We start from the raw sequence: 15905 nt of genomic DNA on the forward strand, positions 1-15905 counted from the left end.
GGAGACATGTAGATAGTCTAAGTAGAAGGGGGAGGTATGTAAGTTATAAGATGCCTAAGGGTAAGGTAAGAGATATAGCACTAGATGCCACAATCAAGGCAAGTGCTCCCTATCAGAGGAGTAGGTTAGAAAAATCCTCAGGAGATGTGAAGTTAATAATCAAAGAGGAGGATATAAGGGAGAAGGTTAGAAAGAGGAAGATACTTACAAATATACTCTTCGTTGTAGATGCAAGTGGTTCCATGGGTGTTATGAGGAGAATGGAGGCTGTTAAGGGGGCTATCCTCTCCATCCTCATGGACGCCTATCAGAAGAGGAACAGGGTAGGTATGATAACATTCAGAGGGAAGGATGCTGAAGTAGTACTGCCCTTTACCTCCTCGGTGGAGTTGGCAGAGAGGTGTTTAAGGGATATTCCAACTGGAGGTAGAACTCCTCTTTCAAAGGCATTCTTAAAATCCTACGAGGTTGTTAAAGGTGCTATCAGGAGGGATCCAGATATAGTACCTATGGTTATATTTATAAGTGATTTTAAACCTAACGTATCTGTTGCTAAGGACTATCTAGAGGAGATATATCAGGTATGTGAGAGGTTTGTAGAAGAGGGTATAAACGTTATACTTATAGATACAGAGGTTGATTCCTTTGTAAAGATAGGTATTGGAAAAAGAATAGCAGAAAAATTCGGTTTTCCGTACTACCATATAGATAAACTTACCTCCGAGAGTATATTGGAATTACTCCAGTAGTTTTTTAAACTGGATGTTGTAATCCTCTTTACTCTTTACCACCCCTATTATCTCTACATTCCCGTATTTCTCAATAGTTTCAAAGGTTTTTTCATAGTATAAAACATCCTCTAATCTAGTTATACAGTTGATAATAACCCCCTTGATCTCAATCCCTTTATTCCTCAGATGTTCAACTGTTAGGAGTGTATGGTTTATAGTGCCTAAGTTAGGTCTAGAGACAACAACTGCAGGGAGATCTAAGAACTTTATTAGATCTGACATTAGGAAGTTATCCCTTATAGGTACTGCAACTCCTCCTGCCCCTTCAACTATGAGGTATTGGTATTTTTTACTTAGTATATCGAAGGATCTCTTTATTCTATCTTTTATTTCGTTTAAGGTTATATCGTATCCTTCAACCTCGAAGGCGATGTTTGGAGATAGGGGATTTTTCAGGTTTATGGGATTTAAAATACTTAGATCTTCCTCTAAGTTTAAGGTGTTCTTAAGTGTTAAAGTATCTTCTACACCACCAGTTTCTACAGGTTTTAAGTAGCCTACCTTTATATTTTCTTTGTATTTTAGGTGACTTCCTATTATAGAGGAGACGTAGGTTTTTCCAACTCCTGTATCTGTTCCTGTGATGAATATCATAGGATTTCACCTTATTTTGATTTTTATAATTATAAAAAATTAAAAAATTGATAAAAGTATAAAAATAAATAAAATTAGAAAAATCTCTAAGATTACTAAAAGGTTGAGAAAGGTAAAATCCCGCTATTATTCCCCCGAATAATCCGAACACTGAGATACTTCTTCTTTTCTCTCCCACTGAGGAGGGTGTCAAGTCTATTTAGACTTTAAACTATAATTTATGATGGAGGACATTACCTTTTCTCCAGTACTCGAGCATCCTTTATATCTATTTACCCCTTTTAGATGTAATACTCTTCAAGATTTTCTATTTCTGATTTTATTTTTATTTATTTTTTATAATTATAACTATTTGTTGTTTAATATAAATCTAACTACACTTTGATGGAAATGAGATTTTAATAATTAGAATTCTTAATATCAAAAAGGTGATACAATGAAAATAGGAATCGTTGGAGGAGGGACATCTGGATTACTCTCTGCCTTAGCCTTAGAAAAAAAGGGGCATGATATTACAGTTATAGAGAAAAACAGGATAGGAGGTCTCTGTAGAAGTGAATATATCGATGGCTACACAGTAGATATAGGAGTTCATGCAATCACCATGTTGAACGACGGACCCCTTATAAGACTACTAAAAAAATATGCGAAATATATCCCAAACTTTAAACCTTACGGAGACTACTACGTCAGATTGGATAAACTTTACAGCATCCCTGTCTCTATGCAGGAGTGGACATCTACCCCTATAATTCCCAACAAAGATAAGGTTCTTATTATAAGTAAGATGATAGATCTCATGACTTCAGGATTTTCAAAAGATACTTCTGTTTATGACGTTATAAAAGATATGAACCTAAGTAAAGTCTCAATAGATTTCTTCAACACCATCTGCTACTTCCTAAGTGGAGAGAATATGGAAAAAACCCCTCTCTGGAGGTTATTTACAGGGGCAGGATACATTCCAGAGGACGATATTCTCCCCTTCATATATTACGAGGATCTGAAAATAAATCCATTGAAGACTGTACTCTTTAGGAAGATAAACGGAGAGAGGATAAAAAAGATTCTAAAGGAGGGTTTTCTATCTTCAATAAAGAATGGATCTAGAAAGTATTTAAGTAAATTTATTAATAGATCGAGGTATTGGACCCAGGGATATCCCTTTGGAGGTGTCCAGTCTATATGTAATTCTATACTTTACTCCTTAGATAGAACAGAGATCATAGAAGGAGAGGAGGTTGTAGAGATAGCCCAATATAGAGAAGATGGGGAAAATCCAGGTTATATCCTTTATACACAGGATAACAGTTATTACTGTGATGTAGTTATATATTCAGCCCCTTCCAGGCTTCTCCCAGACATTACCGATATCCCAGAGATCCAGGAGAAAAAGGATAAGTTAAAAAGTATAAAATTTACAAAATCCCTTACAGTATGGATAGGATACGACGAGAACCCCCTTCCTTACCTTGGTTCAGAGATATGGATCGATTATCCCTGCTGGGCAACCTGTGTAACCAACTACGACAAAAGTTTGGCACCTCCTGGAAAGCATCTCTTAGGATTCTCCTTTGTAAATACCAAGAGAGAGGAGGCTCTAAGTGTCATAGAGAACAAGTTGAACATAGATGTAGATAAAGCCCATATGGTACATTTCCAGGAGTGTATTCCAGAACAGGCGTCATGTGTTGTAGGACAGTACTTCGTATATCCCAAGATAAGGGACGACTTCTACGTTGTAGGTACAGATGCAGATCCAAGGAGTATGGGTATTACAAGGGCTGCGTACTCTGTGGAGGTGATGTTGTCTGAGTTTGAGAGGTCGTTGAAAAATAATAAATTATAAAAATTATTATAGTCTTCATCAATAATAGTTAAAAAATTTATAATTTACGTGAAGTAAAAAATATTTAATAAAAATTTAATAATACATTTTTATTAATTGCCTTTAAGATTTTTATTATTATAATTATTATCCCTTATAATTACTACTTTGATGGGAACTATATACCTCTAATTCCTTTTATAAAAGATTATTATTTAAACTAATTAAAAAATAATTAGAGCAATAGTAAAAAGTCGGTAAATAAAAAAGAGAGGTAAAAGAGTTTTAAAGAAGGAAGATTAATAAATATTTTGCCTGTTTCCTTCAATATTTAGTATCCAGAGAACTTAAAGATATATAGTAGTAATTTCTTATTTTTGTTATTTTAATCAGAATTTGATGAAGACTATATGTATATAAATTATAAAAAATTATAAAATTATATTGATAATTATAATAATTATAAATAAAAATTAAAAATTAAGGTGATACTATGGTTGTAATAATTGATTACAATAAGTGTAAAGGATTGGACTGTGCAGAGTGTGTAAATATATGCCCTATGGAGGTATTTAAAATAGAGAATGATAAAGTTGTAGTATCAAATGATGATGTTTGTACCTTCTGTATGGTCTGTGAAGACGTGTGCTTAGAGAATGCTATAGAGGTTAGAGAGGAATAATGCCCATCTTTTATAATTTTTAAATAATAAATAAAGGAAGCAAACACATTAAAACAGAAATCTTTTGTTTCTATACTTTCCCAGATATATTTTTTCCAGTAGGGAAAATGGATGTAAAATTTTTATTGAAGTGTTCAAGTTATTTTCATTTCTTTTTATTTATCGTTTTTATAATTTTTATTGTTGTATAGTTCTAAAAATTTAAGATTATATTCATTTTAAGGGCAAATAGAAACTGTGTACTTGAAAATGGTGATCCTATGCTTTCCTTATACGCCAAAAAGGTTCTAAATGAGTCTCTTATAAATGATGTGGGTTATGGAGACATCACTACAGAGTTGATCATCCCAGAGGACCATAAATCCAGGGGAGAGATAGTTATTAAGGAGGATGCTGTAATCTGTGGTATAAACTTTATTTTAGATTTTTTAAGGGATTATAACTTAAAGTGCGATCTACTTGTAAGAGAAGGGAAATTTGTAGAAAAAGATAGTAAAGTTATGGAGATAGAAGGCAACACAAGAAAAATATTATCCCTTGAAAGGACAATCTTAAACTTTTTGATGCACCTCTCAGGTATAGCAACTAAAACCTACAGGGTTGTGAAGAAGGTAAGGGAGGTAAATAAAAAAGTTAGAATAGCCTGTACTAGGAAAACACTACCTCTCCTTTCACCCCTTGAGAAGTACGCCGTGGTTGTAGGAGGAGGAGATAGCCATAGGTTTAGGTTGGATGATATGGTGATGATAAAGGACAACCATATAGAGGCCCTTGGAGTGGAAGAGTGTTTTAAGAGAGTAAAGAAGGTTAGTTTCACAAAGAAGGTGGAGGTAGAGGTGGATAGTATATACTTATTAGAGAAGGTGCTTCCCTATAAACCTGATATAGTACTTTTAGACAACTTCAAACCTAAGGAGATAGGGGAGGCTTTAGAAATAATAGGCTCCTTCAGGGATAAAGTAGGATATAAGCCCTTAGTTGAGGTTAGTGGAGGTATAAGGGAGGATAACGTCTTGGAGTATGCGAAGTATGACGTGGATATAATATCTATGGGATGTCTTATACACTCTGCTCCAGCGGTAGATATGAGTTTAAATATTTTGAAATAATTGTACTAAATAACACCTGGAGGATCTTTATAAAATATTATATTATAAAAAATAATTATGATAATAATAATTAAAATCAAAATAATAAAAAAATATCTTAAAACTGTTAATACTCTAAGAAAGAATAAAATACAGATAAAAAGTAAAATAGATTTTTATCCTTACACTACCTATTGGAGAATACAGAAGGAGTTTCTGTTAATTTTCTTTTTTTAAGAATCTTTATCTCTTTTTATACTCTAGTTTCTATCAAAAGGATAGTTTAAAGAATAATAAAAATTAAAAAATAAAGAAAATATTTTAAAAAAACAGAAAAAATTCTATCATCCCAGATACAAAAATTTTAAAAATAAGATTGGAGGGGAATGAACCTCTGAATATCTTTTAATACAGGGATTCAGAAATAAGATCTCCTATCTTACCTAAGTGTTCAGAAGATCCTAAGGGTATTTAATGATTTTTTATATTGAACTCTAATTCTCATTAAAAATCCTAAATAAAAATTATAATTATAAAAATAAAAGTATAAAAAGAAGGTATTAAAATCAAAATGAGGGATAGATGATCTCTCCTAGAATGTTCTAAGATACTATAGAGGTGGAGTAGATTCTTCCTAACAGATTGTTATTATTAATATTAAAAGTATTATTTTTAATATTATTTTAATACTTTCTTAGTCCTTTTTTATTATTCTTATTTTTATTATTCAAATCATTACTTTGATGGGAATTAAGGTTTTTATTTTTTATATTGATTATTTTCATTATGATTTTTAATTATAATAATTATCTTTTTATTTATTCTTTAATCACTACTTGGTGGGAACTAAGGTATTGTTATTATATTTTAAAAGATTATAATATTAATTATAAACAAAATTCTAGTATTCCAGATAATTAATGGGGTTCAGCAAATGTCCCCATTGATGAGCGAATATCCCCCTTGGTGCACATCAACCTCAGTCCCCTCTGGGTTCATGGGGGACATATCATCGGTCTCGTACCCCTTCAGGGTAACCCCACTCCCTCTCAGGATTGAGAGGATTATATCCTCCAAACCCTCATTGAAGGAGGAAACCCCCACATCCCTGGTTTTGCATTTAACCTGTCCCTTTCGGTGCTTTATTTTCCCACCACATCTGGACAAACTTCTGTTTCTATGATCGTTCTACAAATATTTAACAATTTCGCAAGGCGGAGAACTCACAGGATGATTTATACTTTTACACCCTGCATCACTTCCTACCATACACTCATATTTAATCATAAAAACTTTTAAAGATTTCCCTTAAAAAGAACAGTTGACAAAGGCAAAACCCACATCTTCATATCTTTGTTGCTATGAAGAGAAAAGAGAACATCAAAGGGGATATAAGGAAGTTTTACGACAGTTGGACTCCTGAGACATTTCCAGGTTATATTAAAACACTTATGGATTTAGAGGAGAAGTTGGTAGTGAGTATTATAGAAAGTTTAGAGGAGTATGGAGATATTAAAAGGAAGAAAGGTATAGTATTGGACTGTGGTTGTGGATTTGGATCCTACTACTCCCTCACTAAGGATCTAAATACCCTCTATCTCGATCTATCTTACAACCAACTTAAAAGGTTTGGAAAGATATATGGACTGCGTAGTAATAGGATCTGTGGTGATATACTGAATCTTCCCTTTAAAGATAACACTTTTGATCTCATCCTCTGTATAAACATCTTGGAGCATGTGGTGGATATCGACAGGGCGTTAAAGGAACTTCATAGGGTGTTAAAAGATGAAGGTGTTCTTTTAGTGGTAGCAGTCAACAGAGAGAGTATAATAAGGGAGGAAATATTTAACGATTTTAAGATATACCATAGAGGGCTGTCTCTAAGGGATTTCGAAGTTGATGGGTTCGAAATGGTAAAATATACTACCTTTTATTTTTTACCACCTATCTTTAAGATACTTCCAATATTCGCCCTAAATTACTTCATAGATAGAATATACTTAAAGTTGGAGTACAGATTAAGAGATCTTTTTAAAGATAGGGGCCAATTCCTATGTGTGGTTTTAAGGAAAAGTTAGTTTAATAAATCTAAATAAAAATAATAATATAACCCTAATTCCCATCAAAAAAATTCTAATAAGAATAATAATTATAAACCCTAGTTCCTATCAAAAGGATAGTTTAAAGAATAATAAAAATAATTATAAAATAAAATAAAGAAAGGTTTTAAAATAAAAACTTCTATCATTATCAAATATAAAATTTAAAAAGGAGATTGGAGGGATAGTCCTTTGAATACCTTCTAATATAGTGATATCAGATAGGATTTCTTATCTTTATCTAAGTGATTAGAAAGATCCTTATAGTTTAATGGTCTTATCTGATATTTTAATCGTGATTTTTATTATAATAATTATCATTTTTACTGTTCTTTTAATCACTACTGATGAGAACTAAGGTATTATAATAATAAAAGTAATAAAAAGAAAGTATTAAAATCAGATAAAGGATAATCTCTACTGAAATACTCTAAGATACTAAATGGGAGTAGAACAGATCCCCCTAACAGTCTGCTATTATTAATACCCTACTTCCCATCAAAGTGATAATATAAATAGAAAGGGTTATTTTATTTTTGCCTCTATTGGAATTTTATTACAATTTTATTATTGTTCCTCATTAAGATTTTTATTATTTTTATATGATTATTATTTTTATTATTCTTCTAATTACAATCTTGATGGGAACTAGGGTTAATATAATATTAATTAAAAATCTATTAACACCTATCTATTAGTAGATATTACTATCCCTTTAATCCTTTTCCAGATAGTGGAATTAATTAAAGTGAGGTAAGTTATTTATAAGTTATTCAACAACTCTATTTTTCAATCTTTTAACTACCTAACGGTGATGTCATGAGAGGAGCAGAGGCTCTTATAAAGGCACTGGAGTATGAAGGTGTAAAGGTTATATTTGGATATCCAGGGGGAGCACTACTTCCCTTCTACGATGCACTCTACGACAGTGATCTTATACATATACTTACAAGGCATGAGCAGGGGGCAGCCCATGCAGCAGATGGATACGCCAGGGCAAGTGGAAAGGTTGGAGTATGTGTTGGAACCTCAGGACCAGGAGCCACAAACCTAGTAACTGGTGTTGCAACAGCCTATGCAGATTCCTCTCCTATAATTGCAATCACTGGCCAGGTACCTACGAGGTTGATAGGGAACGACGCCTTCCAGGAGATAGACGCCCTAGGTATATTTATGCCAATAGTGAAGCATAACTTCCAGATAAGGAGTAGTAAGGATATACCTACGACAGTTAGGGCTGCCTTTGAGATAGCGAAAACTGGGAGACCAGGACCTGTCCATATAGATCTACCGAAGGATGTCCAGGAGGAGGAGTTTGATATAGAGGAGAACCCAATACCTGCAAAGATAGATCTTCCTGGATACAAACCTACTATAAAGGGACATCCTAAGCAGATCAAAATGGCTGTAAATGCCATCATGACTGCAGAGAGGCCTGTAATTATAGCAGGTGGTGGTGTAAATATAGCCAATGCAACAGAGGAACTTTTAAAACTTGCAGAGTTATGCAGTATTCCTGTATGTACTACTTTAATGGGAAAGGGGAGTTTTCCCGAGGAGCATCCCCTCTCCCTTGGAATGGTTGGAATGCATGGGACAAAACCTGCAAATTATGCAGTGTCAGAGTGTGATCTACTGATCGCCATAGGTTGTAGGTTCTCAGATAGGATAACAGGAGACGTTAGTAGTTTTGCTCCCTATGCAAAGATCATACATATAGATATAGATCCTGCAGAGATAGGGAAGAACGTAGATGTTGATATACCTATAGTTGGGGATGCAAAAGTTGTAATGAGGGATATAATATCCCATCTCCTTAAAATGTATAGGGAGAGTGGTAGAGAATTAAGTAGTGAGGGTAGAAGGGAGTGGTTGGAGTACTTAGAGTCTCTGAAGAGATCCAACATTCCAAAGATGGACTACGACGACGTCCCTATAAAACCTCAGAGGATCGTAAAGGAACTTATGGATGTAATCGAGGAGTTGAAGTTAAAGGATAGATCTATTATAACAACAGATGTTGGACAGAATCAGATGTGGATGGCTCATTACTTCAAGGTACATCTACCTAGGACATTCTTATCCTCTGGGGGTTTAGGTACTATGGGTTTTGGACTGCCCTCTGCAATAGGGGCTAAGATAGCAAAACCAGATTCCAAGGTTATATGTGTCACTGGAGATGGTGGATTGATGATGAACATTCAGGAGTTAGGTACTATTGCAGACTATGGAATACCTGTTGTAGTATGTGTATTTGACAACAGGACGTTGGGGATGGTTTATCAGTGGCAGAACCTCTTCTACGGGAGGAGACAGTGTAATGTTAACTTTGGAGAGAGTCCAGACTTTGTAAAGGTTGCAAAGGGTTACGGTATAGAGGCTCAGAGGGTGACAGATCCCAATGACATAAAGGATGTACTTAAGGAGGCACTTCTCAGTGATGAACCTTACCTTATAGATTTCGCTATAGATCCTGCAGAAGGGCTACCTATGGTACCTCCAGGTGGGAAGTTGAAGAATATAATAGATCCAGTTAGGGAACGTCCCAGGGAGAGGATCCCATGTTTCCAGGAGATAAAGAGGAAGTTATTAGGAGATTCTAAAGATAGAAGTATCCCTCAGGAATCTCTTCAGGATCTAAACTCTCCCGTAGAGAAGGAAATGTATTAAAAAGGTGATTCTATGGGAAGGCATCCAAAAAAAGAGGAACTCTCCACTCATATTATATCTGCACTTGTATTGAACAATCCAGGAGTACTTCAGAGGATAGCGGGACTCTTCAGTAGAAGGGGGTATAATATATCCTCCATAACAGTAGGTACTACAGAGATCCCTAATATGGCTAGGATGACCATAGTGGTTAAGGGGGACGATAAGATACTTGAGCAGGTGGTGAAGCAACTTAACAAACTTATAGAGGTTATCAAGGTAAGTGATTTAGATGTGAATAAGTGTGTAAAGAGGGAACTCTGTCTTATAAAGATCCATACACCAGATGAGAGTAGTAAATCCCAGGTAATACAATACACCAACGTATTCAGGGGTAAGATAGTGGATCTAAGCCAGGAGTCCTTAACTGTGGAGATAACTGGAAGGAGTGATAAGATAAATGCATTTATCGACTTGGTCAGAACCTTTGGGATTAAGGAGGTAGCACGTACTGGATTAACTGCACTTATGAGGGGGCCTAAGGTGTTAAAGTCTAAGAAATCCTAATCTTTTAAAATAATTATTTTAATAATAAAAATAATAATAATTAAAAAATAAAAATGATTAATAAAATCACTTAAAAAAGGAATGTTTATTTTTTCTTATATACCTAGATACTAGGAGAGTATTGTAGTTTTAGAGTCGATACAACTTACTTTTTATATCTTTTCGTTCTTAAATACTAGAGATAAGAATCCAACCGTTTTTATATAACTTATACTGGGTGAGAGAGTGAGATTCGATCTAAGGGGGAAGATTATATTTAGTAAGGAGTTAAACAGTGAGATGATAAAGGATATAGAGGAGGTTCTCAAAAGTAGTAGGGAGATATTCCTAAAGGGAGTTCCTAAGGGAAAGGAGGATGAGGCATCTAAGATAGTGGATTATTCATTTCAAGGTAACGAACTTATTCTTCATATAGTATCAGGTAGATACACCAGGGCACATGACGCCCTTATAAGGTTGAGGAAACCTATAATTGAGAAGATCGGGAAAAAACATAAGGTAGGTATTAGGGGCATTTCAATTGAGGACTACGAGATCTCCATACCTGTAGAGGGCAATACAGTGAAAGATATAAAGGTACCTGAATGTGAAGAGGCGATCTATGAAGATGGTACATTAAAACTTATATTCAGAAACATAGGTGAAAAAGAACTTAAGAGAAATATCATCGACAGGGCTATAAAGTTTGTAAAGAATTACTTAGAATCCCAGGAGGATCTAACTCGCCGTGTATGTGCCATAGAACCAGGTACAATAGTAAGGGAGTATAAGGCAAAGAGAAGTATAACCTTTAGGGAGGACCCTACAGATGTTGCAGAGAGATTGGGATGGATAAAGAGGTTTCCAGGTAAGGGGCAGTGGTTCTACACTCCTCCAATGGCAAGATTGTTTAGGGTATTTGAAGAACTTATAATGGAGGAGTGTGTTTATAAACTTGGGTTTCAGGAGTGTCTCTTTCCCAAGTTGATACCTTTGGAGATTATGTACAAGATGAGGTACTTAGAGGGACTCCCAGAGGGGATGTACTACGTCTCTCCTCCAAAGAGGGACCCTGAGATGTTTAAGGAGTTTGTCAGTGAGATGATGGTAAAGAGGGAGATACCTATCAAGAAGTTGAGGGATCTACTTAGGGATCCTAGTTATGTACTGGCCCCTGCCCAGTGTGAGCCCTTCTACCAGTTCTTCGAGCATATGTTGGTAGATGTAGATAAACCTGTGAAGTTCGTAGATAGAAGTGGTTGGACCTACAGATGGGAAGGAGGTGGAGCTAGGGGACTTGACAGGGTTAATGAATTCTTAAGGGTTGAGTGTGTAATGTTAGGTAGTCCAGAGTTCGTTGAAAAGGTTAGGGACGATACATTGAGATACGCCGAGAAACTGGCTGAGAAACTTGACTTAGAGTACTGGACTGAGGTTGGAGACGATCCCTTCTATTTAGAAGGTAGGAAAAAGGAGGACAGGGATATAGAGTTCCCAGAGGTACCTAAGTACGAGATGAGGTTATGGGTACCTTATGAAAAGGAGGAGAGAAAGGGGGTTGCAGTAACCTCTGCAAATGTCCATGGAACCCACTTTGTAGAGGGCTTTAACATAAGGGATTACAAGGGGAGAAAGGTATGGACTGGATGTACAGGTTACGGTATAACAAGGTGGGTTGTGGGGTTCTTAGCACAGTACGGTTTCAACTACGAGGACTGGCCAGAGATCATTCAGAAAAAGTATGGAAAGATGCCTGAGATTCCAAAGGTGATCAACTGGCCATAATGATAAAAATAAAAGAATAATAATTATAAAAAATTAAAAAAAGAAGATAAAAATTAATAAAGTAAAAAATATTTAAAAATTGGTTTAAATAAAAAAATTATTTAACAGGTGGGGGGCAAAATATATAGTTTTATATACCCCAATAGCGGAGAAGTAAGGGGGATCTCTGTTAACTCTTCTTCTTAGAAGTTTTCTATCTCCTTTTTTGTTATTTTTTTTATTCTATTATTTATTTTTTTATTATAATAATTATTTTCATGATCATGAGTTTAAAAGATCATGTCCCTAATCATAAAGAATATAAATCCTAAAATAATAATTATGAAATAAAGAATAGGTTTAAATAAAAAACTCTTATCCATTCCAATATAAATTGTTAGATTATAAACACCTTCCCATTACCACTGAAACTCTGTAAGAAGATACTCCTCTGAATATCTTCCTAATGTTAGATCTTATTCACTATTTTTACAGGATTTTAATTTTATCATTTTTTATTGTAATAATTATTATTTTACCCTAATTCCTATCAAAAAAGAAGGATTAAGATCATAATGAGAGATAAATAATATTTCCCCTGGGACGCTTTAAGATACTATGGAATTGGAGTAGATCCTTCCTAACAGTCTGCTATTATTAATTTTTATTTTGATAGGAATTAAGGTTTTTAATTATTATTCCTCTTAAGATGTTTATCATTTTTATTTATGATTACCCTAGTCCCATCAGAAGGATAGTTTAAAAAATAATAAGAATAATTATAAAAATAAAATAAAAAAATAAAAAAATATTTAAAAAATAGAAAACTTCTATTATCCCATTTTCATTATTCTTTTAATCACTACTGATGGGAACTAAGTTTTTACTTTTTTATCTCTATTCCTTCAGAATTATTTTATTGTTATTACTCTTAAGATTTTTATTATTTTAATTTTATTAATAATCTTATTATAATAATCATTATTTTTATTATTCTTCTAATTACTACTTTAATAAGACCTATATTTATAATAACATTCTACAAAGGTGGATCTCTTGAAAATATACATATACCATAAAAACCAGTGTGATCCTAAAAGATGTACTGCCCTCAAGATGGGAAAGTTAAATATGGCAAAGATTATAAAGGACTATCGCAAGATACCTAGGAGGGCCCTACTACTAGATCCCTACTCCAAAACTCCAGTCTCTATTGAAGATAGGGACATCATAGAGAAGTACGGCATATTGGCCCTTGACTGCTCCTGGCAACATGCCGAGGAAGTATTTAAAAGGATAAGGTTTAAAAACCCTAGGCGCCTTCCCTTCCTAATAGCTGCCAACCCTGTAAACTATGGAAAACCCTGCAAACTTTCAACATTGGAGGCATGTATTGCAACCCTATATATCGCAAACTATAAAAATGAGGCATTATCTCTATTAAATGGTTTCAAATGGGCAAAGACATTTATAGATTTAAACAGGGATCTACTTGAAAGTTATGCAGGTAGAGGGTATGAAGAGATTAATGAGATAGAGAAAGATTTTTTAAGTAGAATAGCAAAAAGGTAATAAACTTAGTTATCATTACAAAAATATCTTGGTGATAGTATGGCATTTGAAGAGGCTATGAACAGGTTATTTAAAAAGAAGATCTGTCTAAGATGTAATGCAAGAAATCCTTGGAGAGCTAAGAGATGTAGAAAGTGTGGATACTCAAAGTTAAGACCTAAGGCAAAGGAACCGAGAGGATAAATTATTACTATTTTTTCTCTATTCCACAATTATTTTTTATAAACAATATTTATAGATTTAAATATTTTGTATAATATAAAAATATTTAAACCAAATATCAATAATTAATATTTGACTCCATATCGAAGGTGGGTAGATGAAGATAAAGAAGGGAATAATACCTGCAGCAGGATTTGGTACAAGGCTACTTCCAATGACTAAGGCCCAGCCGAAGGAGATGTTGTGTGTAGTTGGTAAACCAATAATCCAGTACGTAATTGAGGATCTGGCGGAGGTAGGTGTAAACAATATACTTATTATTACAGGTAAGGGAAAGAGTGCCATAGAAAACCACTTCGACAGGAATTTTGAGTTGGAGTGGAAGTTAAAGGAGAGTGGAAAGCATCATCTACTCGAGGAGATCTGTAAGATCGACAGGATTGCAAAGATCTTTTATACGAGACAGAAAGAGCCTAAAGGATTGGGGGACGCTGTATACTGTGGAAAAGAATTCGTGGGAGATGAATATTTTATAACTATGGTTGGAGATACTATATATACTGAGAACGTGGTAAAAAAGATGTTGGAGGTGTACAACAAGTACCGCTGTTCAGTTATAGCCTTGGAGAGAATACCTAGGGAGATGGTGTATAAGTACGGGGTAATATCTGGTAGGAAAGTTGAAGATAGTATCTTCGAGATAGAGGATCTTGTAGAAAAGCCCTCTGTGGAAGAGGCTCCATCTAATTTAATTATTACAGGGGGATATCTCCTATCTCCAAAGATATTTGAACATTTAGAAAATACAAAACCTGGAAAAGGGGGAGAGATACAGTTAACTGACGCCATGAGATCTCTCTTGGAGGAGGAGAAAATAGTAGGTGTAGAGATAAAATGCAAGAGGTACGATATAGGGGATATCGAAGGGTGGTTGAAGGCAAATGTTGAAATTGCCATGGAGAAGATACCTGAATTTAAAGAGTATCTAAAAAAGTTAATAGAAAATTAAGGGATAAGTATGAAAAGGCCAGTATTAAAGATAAAGATCTATTTCCCTGGGAGTGTATTGGAGGGGGAGTTTGATTTCGACGCTGTAGTAAAACTTAAGGATAAGTATTTAAGATATTTGGAAACTGGTAAAGGCCATGGAACGATAATATTCAATGAAAATGAAAAGAAATTTGCAATAATTAATTTTGACAATATATGTGCTATAGAGGTGGAGAAAACCTTAATATTTATGGATGAGTATGAGAGAAGATGGGACCGTATGTTAGATGTTGAAATAAGTAATCTAAAATAAAATTAGGTGAAAATATGGATAAGGTAAGGTTAGGATTTGTAGTGGCAGAATTTAACAGGGAGATAACTTACATGATGGAAAAGTTGGCAGAGGAGCATGCAGAGTTCTTAGGTGCTGAAGTTACCCATAAGATTATAGTACCAGGAACTTTTGACATGCCTCTGGCGGTAAAGAGGTTGTTGGAGAAGGAGGATGTAGACGCCGTAGTAACTATAGGTTGTGTAATAGAGGGGGAAACAGAACATGACGAGATAGTACTTCACAACGCTGCAAGGAAGATGGCAGATCTCTCCCTACAGTACAATAAACCTGTAGCATTAGGGGTCTCTGGGCCTGGGATGACAAGATTACAGGCTGAGGAGAGAGTAGATTATGGTAAGAGGGCTGTAGAGTCTGCTGTAAAGATGGTAAGGAGATTGAAGGAGTTGGAGAGGAAATAATACTTTGGGATACTATGGATGTACTTCGGGAGGAGTTCGAGATAATAAAGGATAGGATAAAAAATAAACCTGAAGGTTCCTACACTGCCTACTTAACTACAGATGATAATAAGAAGGCCATTAACAAGATATGTGAGAAGATAGGGGAGGAAACTACAGAGGTTATACTGGCGGCAAAGGATGGAATAAAGGAAGATATTATATACGAGTGTGCAGATCTGATTTATCACCTCTTTGTACTGTTGGTATATTCAGGAGTGGAGTACGAGGAGTTACTTGAGGAGTTTGAGAGGAGAAGGAAAAAATAAACTCTATTTTTTAATAATTTATTAATTATTATTATAAAAATAAATAAAAATAGGGACTGAAATTGTTGTATTTGGG

Annotated in this window: 15 protein-coding genes; 14 read left to right on the forward strand and 1 reads right to left on the reverse strand. The window is 34.6% G+C overall.

Translation table 11 applies throughout. The annotated features are described in order from the left end of the window. Window positions 1-50: 50 nt before the first annotated feature. A complete protein-coding gene (locus tag CFE53_RS05735; RefSeq protein WP_216360696.1) occupies window positions 51-749 on the forward strand; it encodes a VWA domain-containing protein in 699 nt (232 codons plus the stop codon). On the opposite strand, the gene bioD is transcribed toward CFE53_RS05735, so the two are convergent. Then, the gene (bioD, locus tag CFE53_RS05740) at window positions 738-1385 is read right to left on the reverse strand and encodes a dethiobiotin synthase (protein ID WP_148120897.1); all 648 of its coding nucleotides are present in this window, start codon (window positions 1383-1385) and stop codon (window positions 738-740) included. The two genes, CFE53_RS05735 and bioD, sit on opposite strands and share 12 nt — an antisense overlap. Before the next feature lie 436 nt (window positions 1386-1821). Here bioD and CFE53_RS05745 point away from each other — a divergent pair, with 436 nt between their 5' ends. The 13 genes from CFE53_RS05745 (at window position 1822) to hisE (ending at window position 15829) form a co-directional block, all read left to right on the forward strand. Further along, window positions 1822-3234, forward strand: coding sequence for an FAD-dependent oxidoreductase (locus tag CFE53_RS05745; protein ID WP_148120898.1), 1413 nt, complete (start codon window positions 1822-1824; stop codon window positions 3232-3234). A 472-nt stretch (window positions 3235-3706) separates the two neighbouring features. Continuing rightward, the gene (locus tag CFE53_RS05750) at window positions 3707-3895 is read left to right on the forward strand and encodes a 4Fe-4S dicluster domain-containing protein (RefSeq protein WP_148120899.1); all 189 of its coding nucleotides are present in this window, start codon (window positions 3707-3709) and stop codon (window positions 3893-3895) included. A gap of 260 nt (window positions 3896-4155) precedes the next feature. After that, entirely contained in the window at window positions 4156-5004 is an 849-nt protein-coding gene (nadC, locus tag CFE53_RS05755; protein WP_148120900.1) for a carboxylating nicotinate-nucleotide diphosphorylase, read from the forward strand. A gap of 1340 nt (window positions 5005-6344) precedes the next feature. Then, entirely contained in the window at window positions 6345-7064 is a 720-nt protein-coding gene (locus CFE53_RS05760) for a class I SAM-dependent methyltransferase (protein ID WP_148120901.1), read from the forward strand. Window positions 7065-7904: 840 nt separating this feature from the next. Beyond that, complete coding sequence (locus CFE53_RS05765; RefSeq protein WP_148120902.1) at window positions 7905-9755, forward strand: acetolactate synthase large subunit; 1851 nt, start codon at window positions 7905-7907, stop codon at window positions 9753-9755. A gap of 12 nt (window positions 9756-9767) precedes the next feature. Then, a complete protein-coding gene (gene ilvN / locus CFE53_RS05770; protein ID WP_148120903.1) occupies window positions 9768-10301 on the forward strand; it encodes an acetolactate synthase small subunit in 534 nt (177 codons plus the stop codon). A 225-nt stretch (window positions 10302-10526) separates the two neighbouring features. Next, window positions 10527-12065, forward strand: coding sequence for a serine--tRNA ligase (gene serS / locus CFE53_RS05775; RefSeq protein ID WP_148120904.1), 1539 nt, complete (start codon window positions 10527-10529; stop codon window positions 12063-12065). A gap of 1035 nt (window positions 12066-13100) precedes the next feature. Next, window positions 13101-13616: a DUF367 family protein gene (locus CFE53_RS05780; protein ID WP_148120905.1), complete on the forward strand. Its 516-nt coding sequence runs from the start codon at window positions 13101-13103 to the stop codon at window positions 13614-13616. A 39-nt stretch (window positions 13617-13655) separates the two neighbouring features. Beyond that, the gene (locus tag CFE53_RS05785) at window positions 13656-13799 is read left to right on the forward strand and encodes a 50S ribosomal protein L40e (protein WP_148120906.1); all 144 of its coding nucleotides are present in this window, start codon (window positions 13656-13658) and stop codon (window positions 13797-13799) included. 136 nt (window positions 13800-13935) lie between these two features. After that, a complete protein-coding gene (galU, locus tag CFE53_RS05790; protein WP_148120907.1) occupies window positions 13936-14787 on the forward strand; it encodes a UTP--glucose-1-phosphate uridylyltransferase GalU in 852 nt (283 codons plus the stop codon). Window positions 14788-14796: 9 nt separating this feature from the next. Beyond that, window positions 14797-15081, forward strand: coding sequence for a hypothetical protein (locus tag CFE53_RS05795; RefSeq protein ID WP_148120908.1), 285 nt, complete (start codon window positions 14797-14799; stop codon window positions 15079-15081). A gap of 14 nt (window positions 15082-15095) precedes the next feature. After that, the gene (ribH, locus tag CFE53_RS05800) at window positions 15096-15521 is read left to right on the forward strand and encodes a 6,7-dimethyl-8-ribityllumazine synthase (protein ID WP_148120909.1); all 426 of its coding nucleotides are present in this window, start codon (window positions 15096-15098) and stop codon (window positions 15519-15521) included. Between the two features lie 14 nt (window positions 15522-15535). Beyond that, the gene (gene hisE, locus CFE53_RS05805) at window positions 15536-15829 is read left to right on the forward strand and encodes a phosphoribosyl-ATP diphosphatase (RefSeq protein WP_148120910.1); all 294 of its coding nucleotides are present in this window, start codon (window positions 15536-15538) and stop codon (window positions 15827-15829) included. The last annotated feature ends 76 nt before the right edge of the window (window positions 15830-15905 follow it).

The organism is Methanofervidicoccus sp. A16, from assembly GCF_003351865.1.
In the GTDB taxonomy this organism is placed as follows: Archaea; AGJL01; Methanococci; order Methanococcales; family Methanococcaceae; genus Methanofervidicoccus.

Excerpts from the sequence above, each read along its gene's own strand:
- CFE53_RS05735 (WP_216360696.1), top strand. The coding sequence starts at position 51 with ATGCCTAAGGGTAAGGTAAGAGATATAGCACTAGATGCCACAATCAAG.
- bioD (WP_148120897.1), bottom strand. The coding sequence starts at position 1,385 with ATGATATTCATCACAGGAACAGATACAGGAGTTGGAAAAACCTACGTC.
- CFE53_RS05745 (WP_148120898.1), top strand. The coding sequence starts at position 1,822 with ATGAAAATAGGAATCGTTGGAGGAGGGACATCTGGATTACTCTCTGCC.
- CFE53_RS05750 (WP_148120899.1), top strand. The coding sequence starts at position 3,707 with ATGGTTGTAATAATTGATTACAATAAGTGTAAAGGATTGGACTGTGCA.
- nadC (WP_148120900.1), top strand. The coding sequence starts at position 4,156 with ATGCTTTCCTTATACGCCAAAAAGGTTCTAAATGAGTCTCTTATAAAT.
- CFE53_RS05760 (WP_148120901.1), top strand. The coding sequence starts at position 6,345 with ATGAAGAGAAAAGAGAACATCAAAGGGGATATAAGGAAGTTTTACGAC.
- CFE53_RS05765 (WP_148120902.1), top strand. The coding sequence starts at position 7,905 with ATGAGAGGAGCAGAGGCTCTTATAAAGGCACTGGAGTATGAAGGTGTA.
- ilvN (WP_148120903.1), top strand. The coding sequence starts at position 9,768 with ATGGGAAGGCATCCAAAAAAAGAGGAACTCTCCACTCATATTATATCT.
- CFE53_RS05785 (WP_148120906.1), top strand. The coding sequence starts at position 13,656 with ATGGCATTTGAAGAGGCTATGAACAGGTTATTTAAAAAGAAGATCTGT.
- galU (WP_148120907.1), top strand. The coding sequence starts at position 13,936 with ATGAAGATAAAGAAGGGAATAATACCTGCAGCAGGATTTGGTACAAGG.
- CFE53_RS05795 (WP_148120908.1), top strand. The coding sequence starts at position 14,797 with ATGAAAAGGCCAGTATTAAAGATAAAGATCTATTTCCCTGGGAGTGTA.
- ribH (WP_148120909.1), top strand. The coding sequence starts at position 15,096 with ATGGATAAGGTAAGGTTAGGATTTGTAGTGGCAGAATTTAACAGGGAG.
- hisE (WP_148120910.1), top strand. The coding sequence starts at position 15,536 with ATGGATGTACTTCGGGAGGAGTTCGAGATAATAAAGGATAGGATAAAA.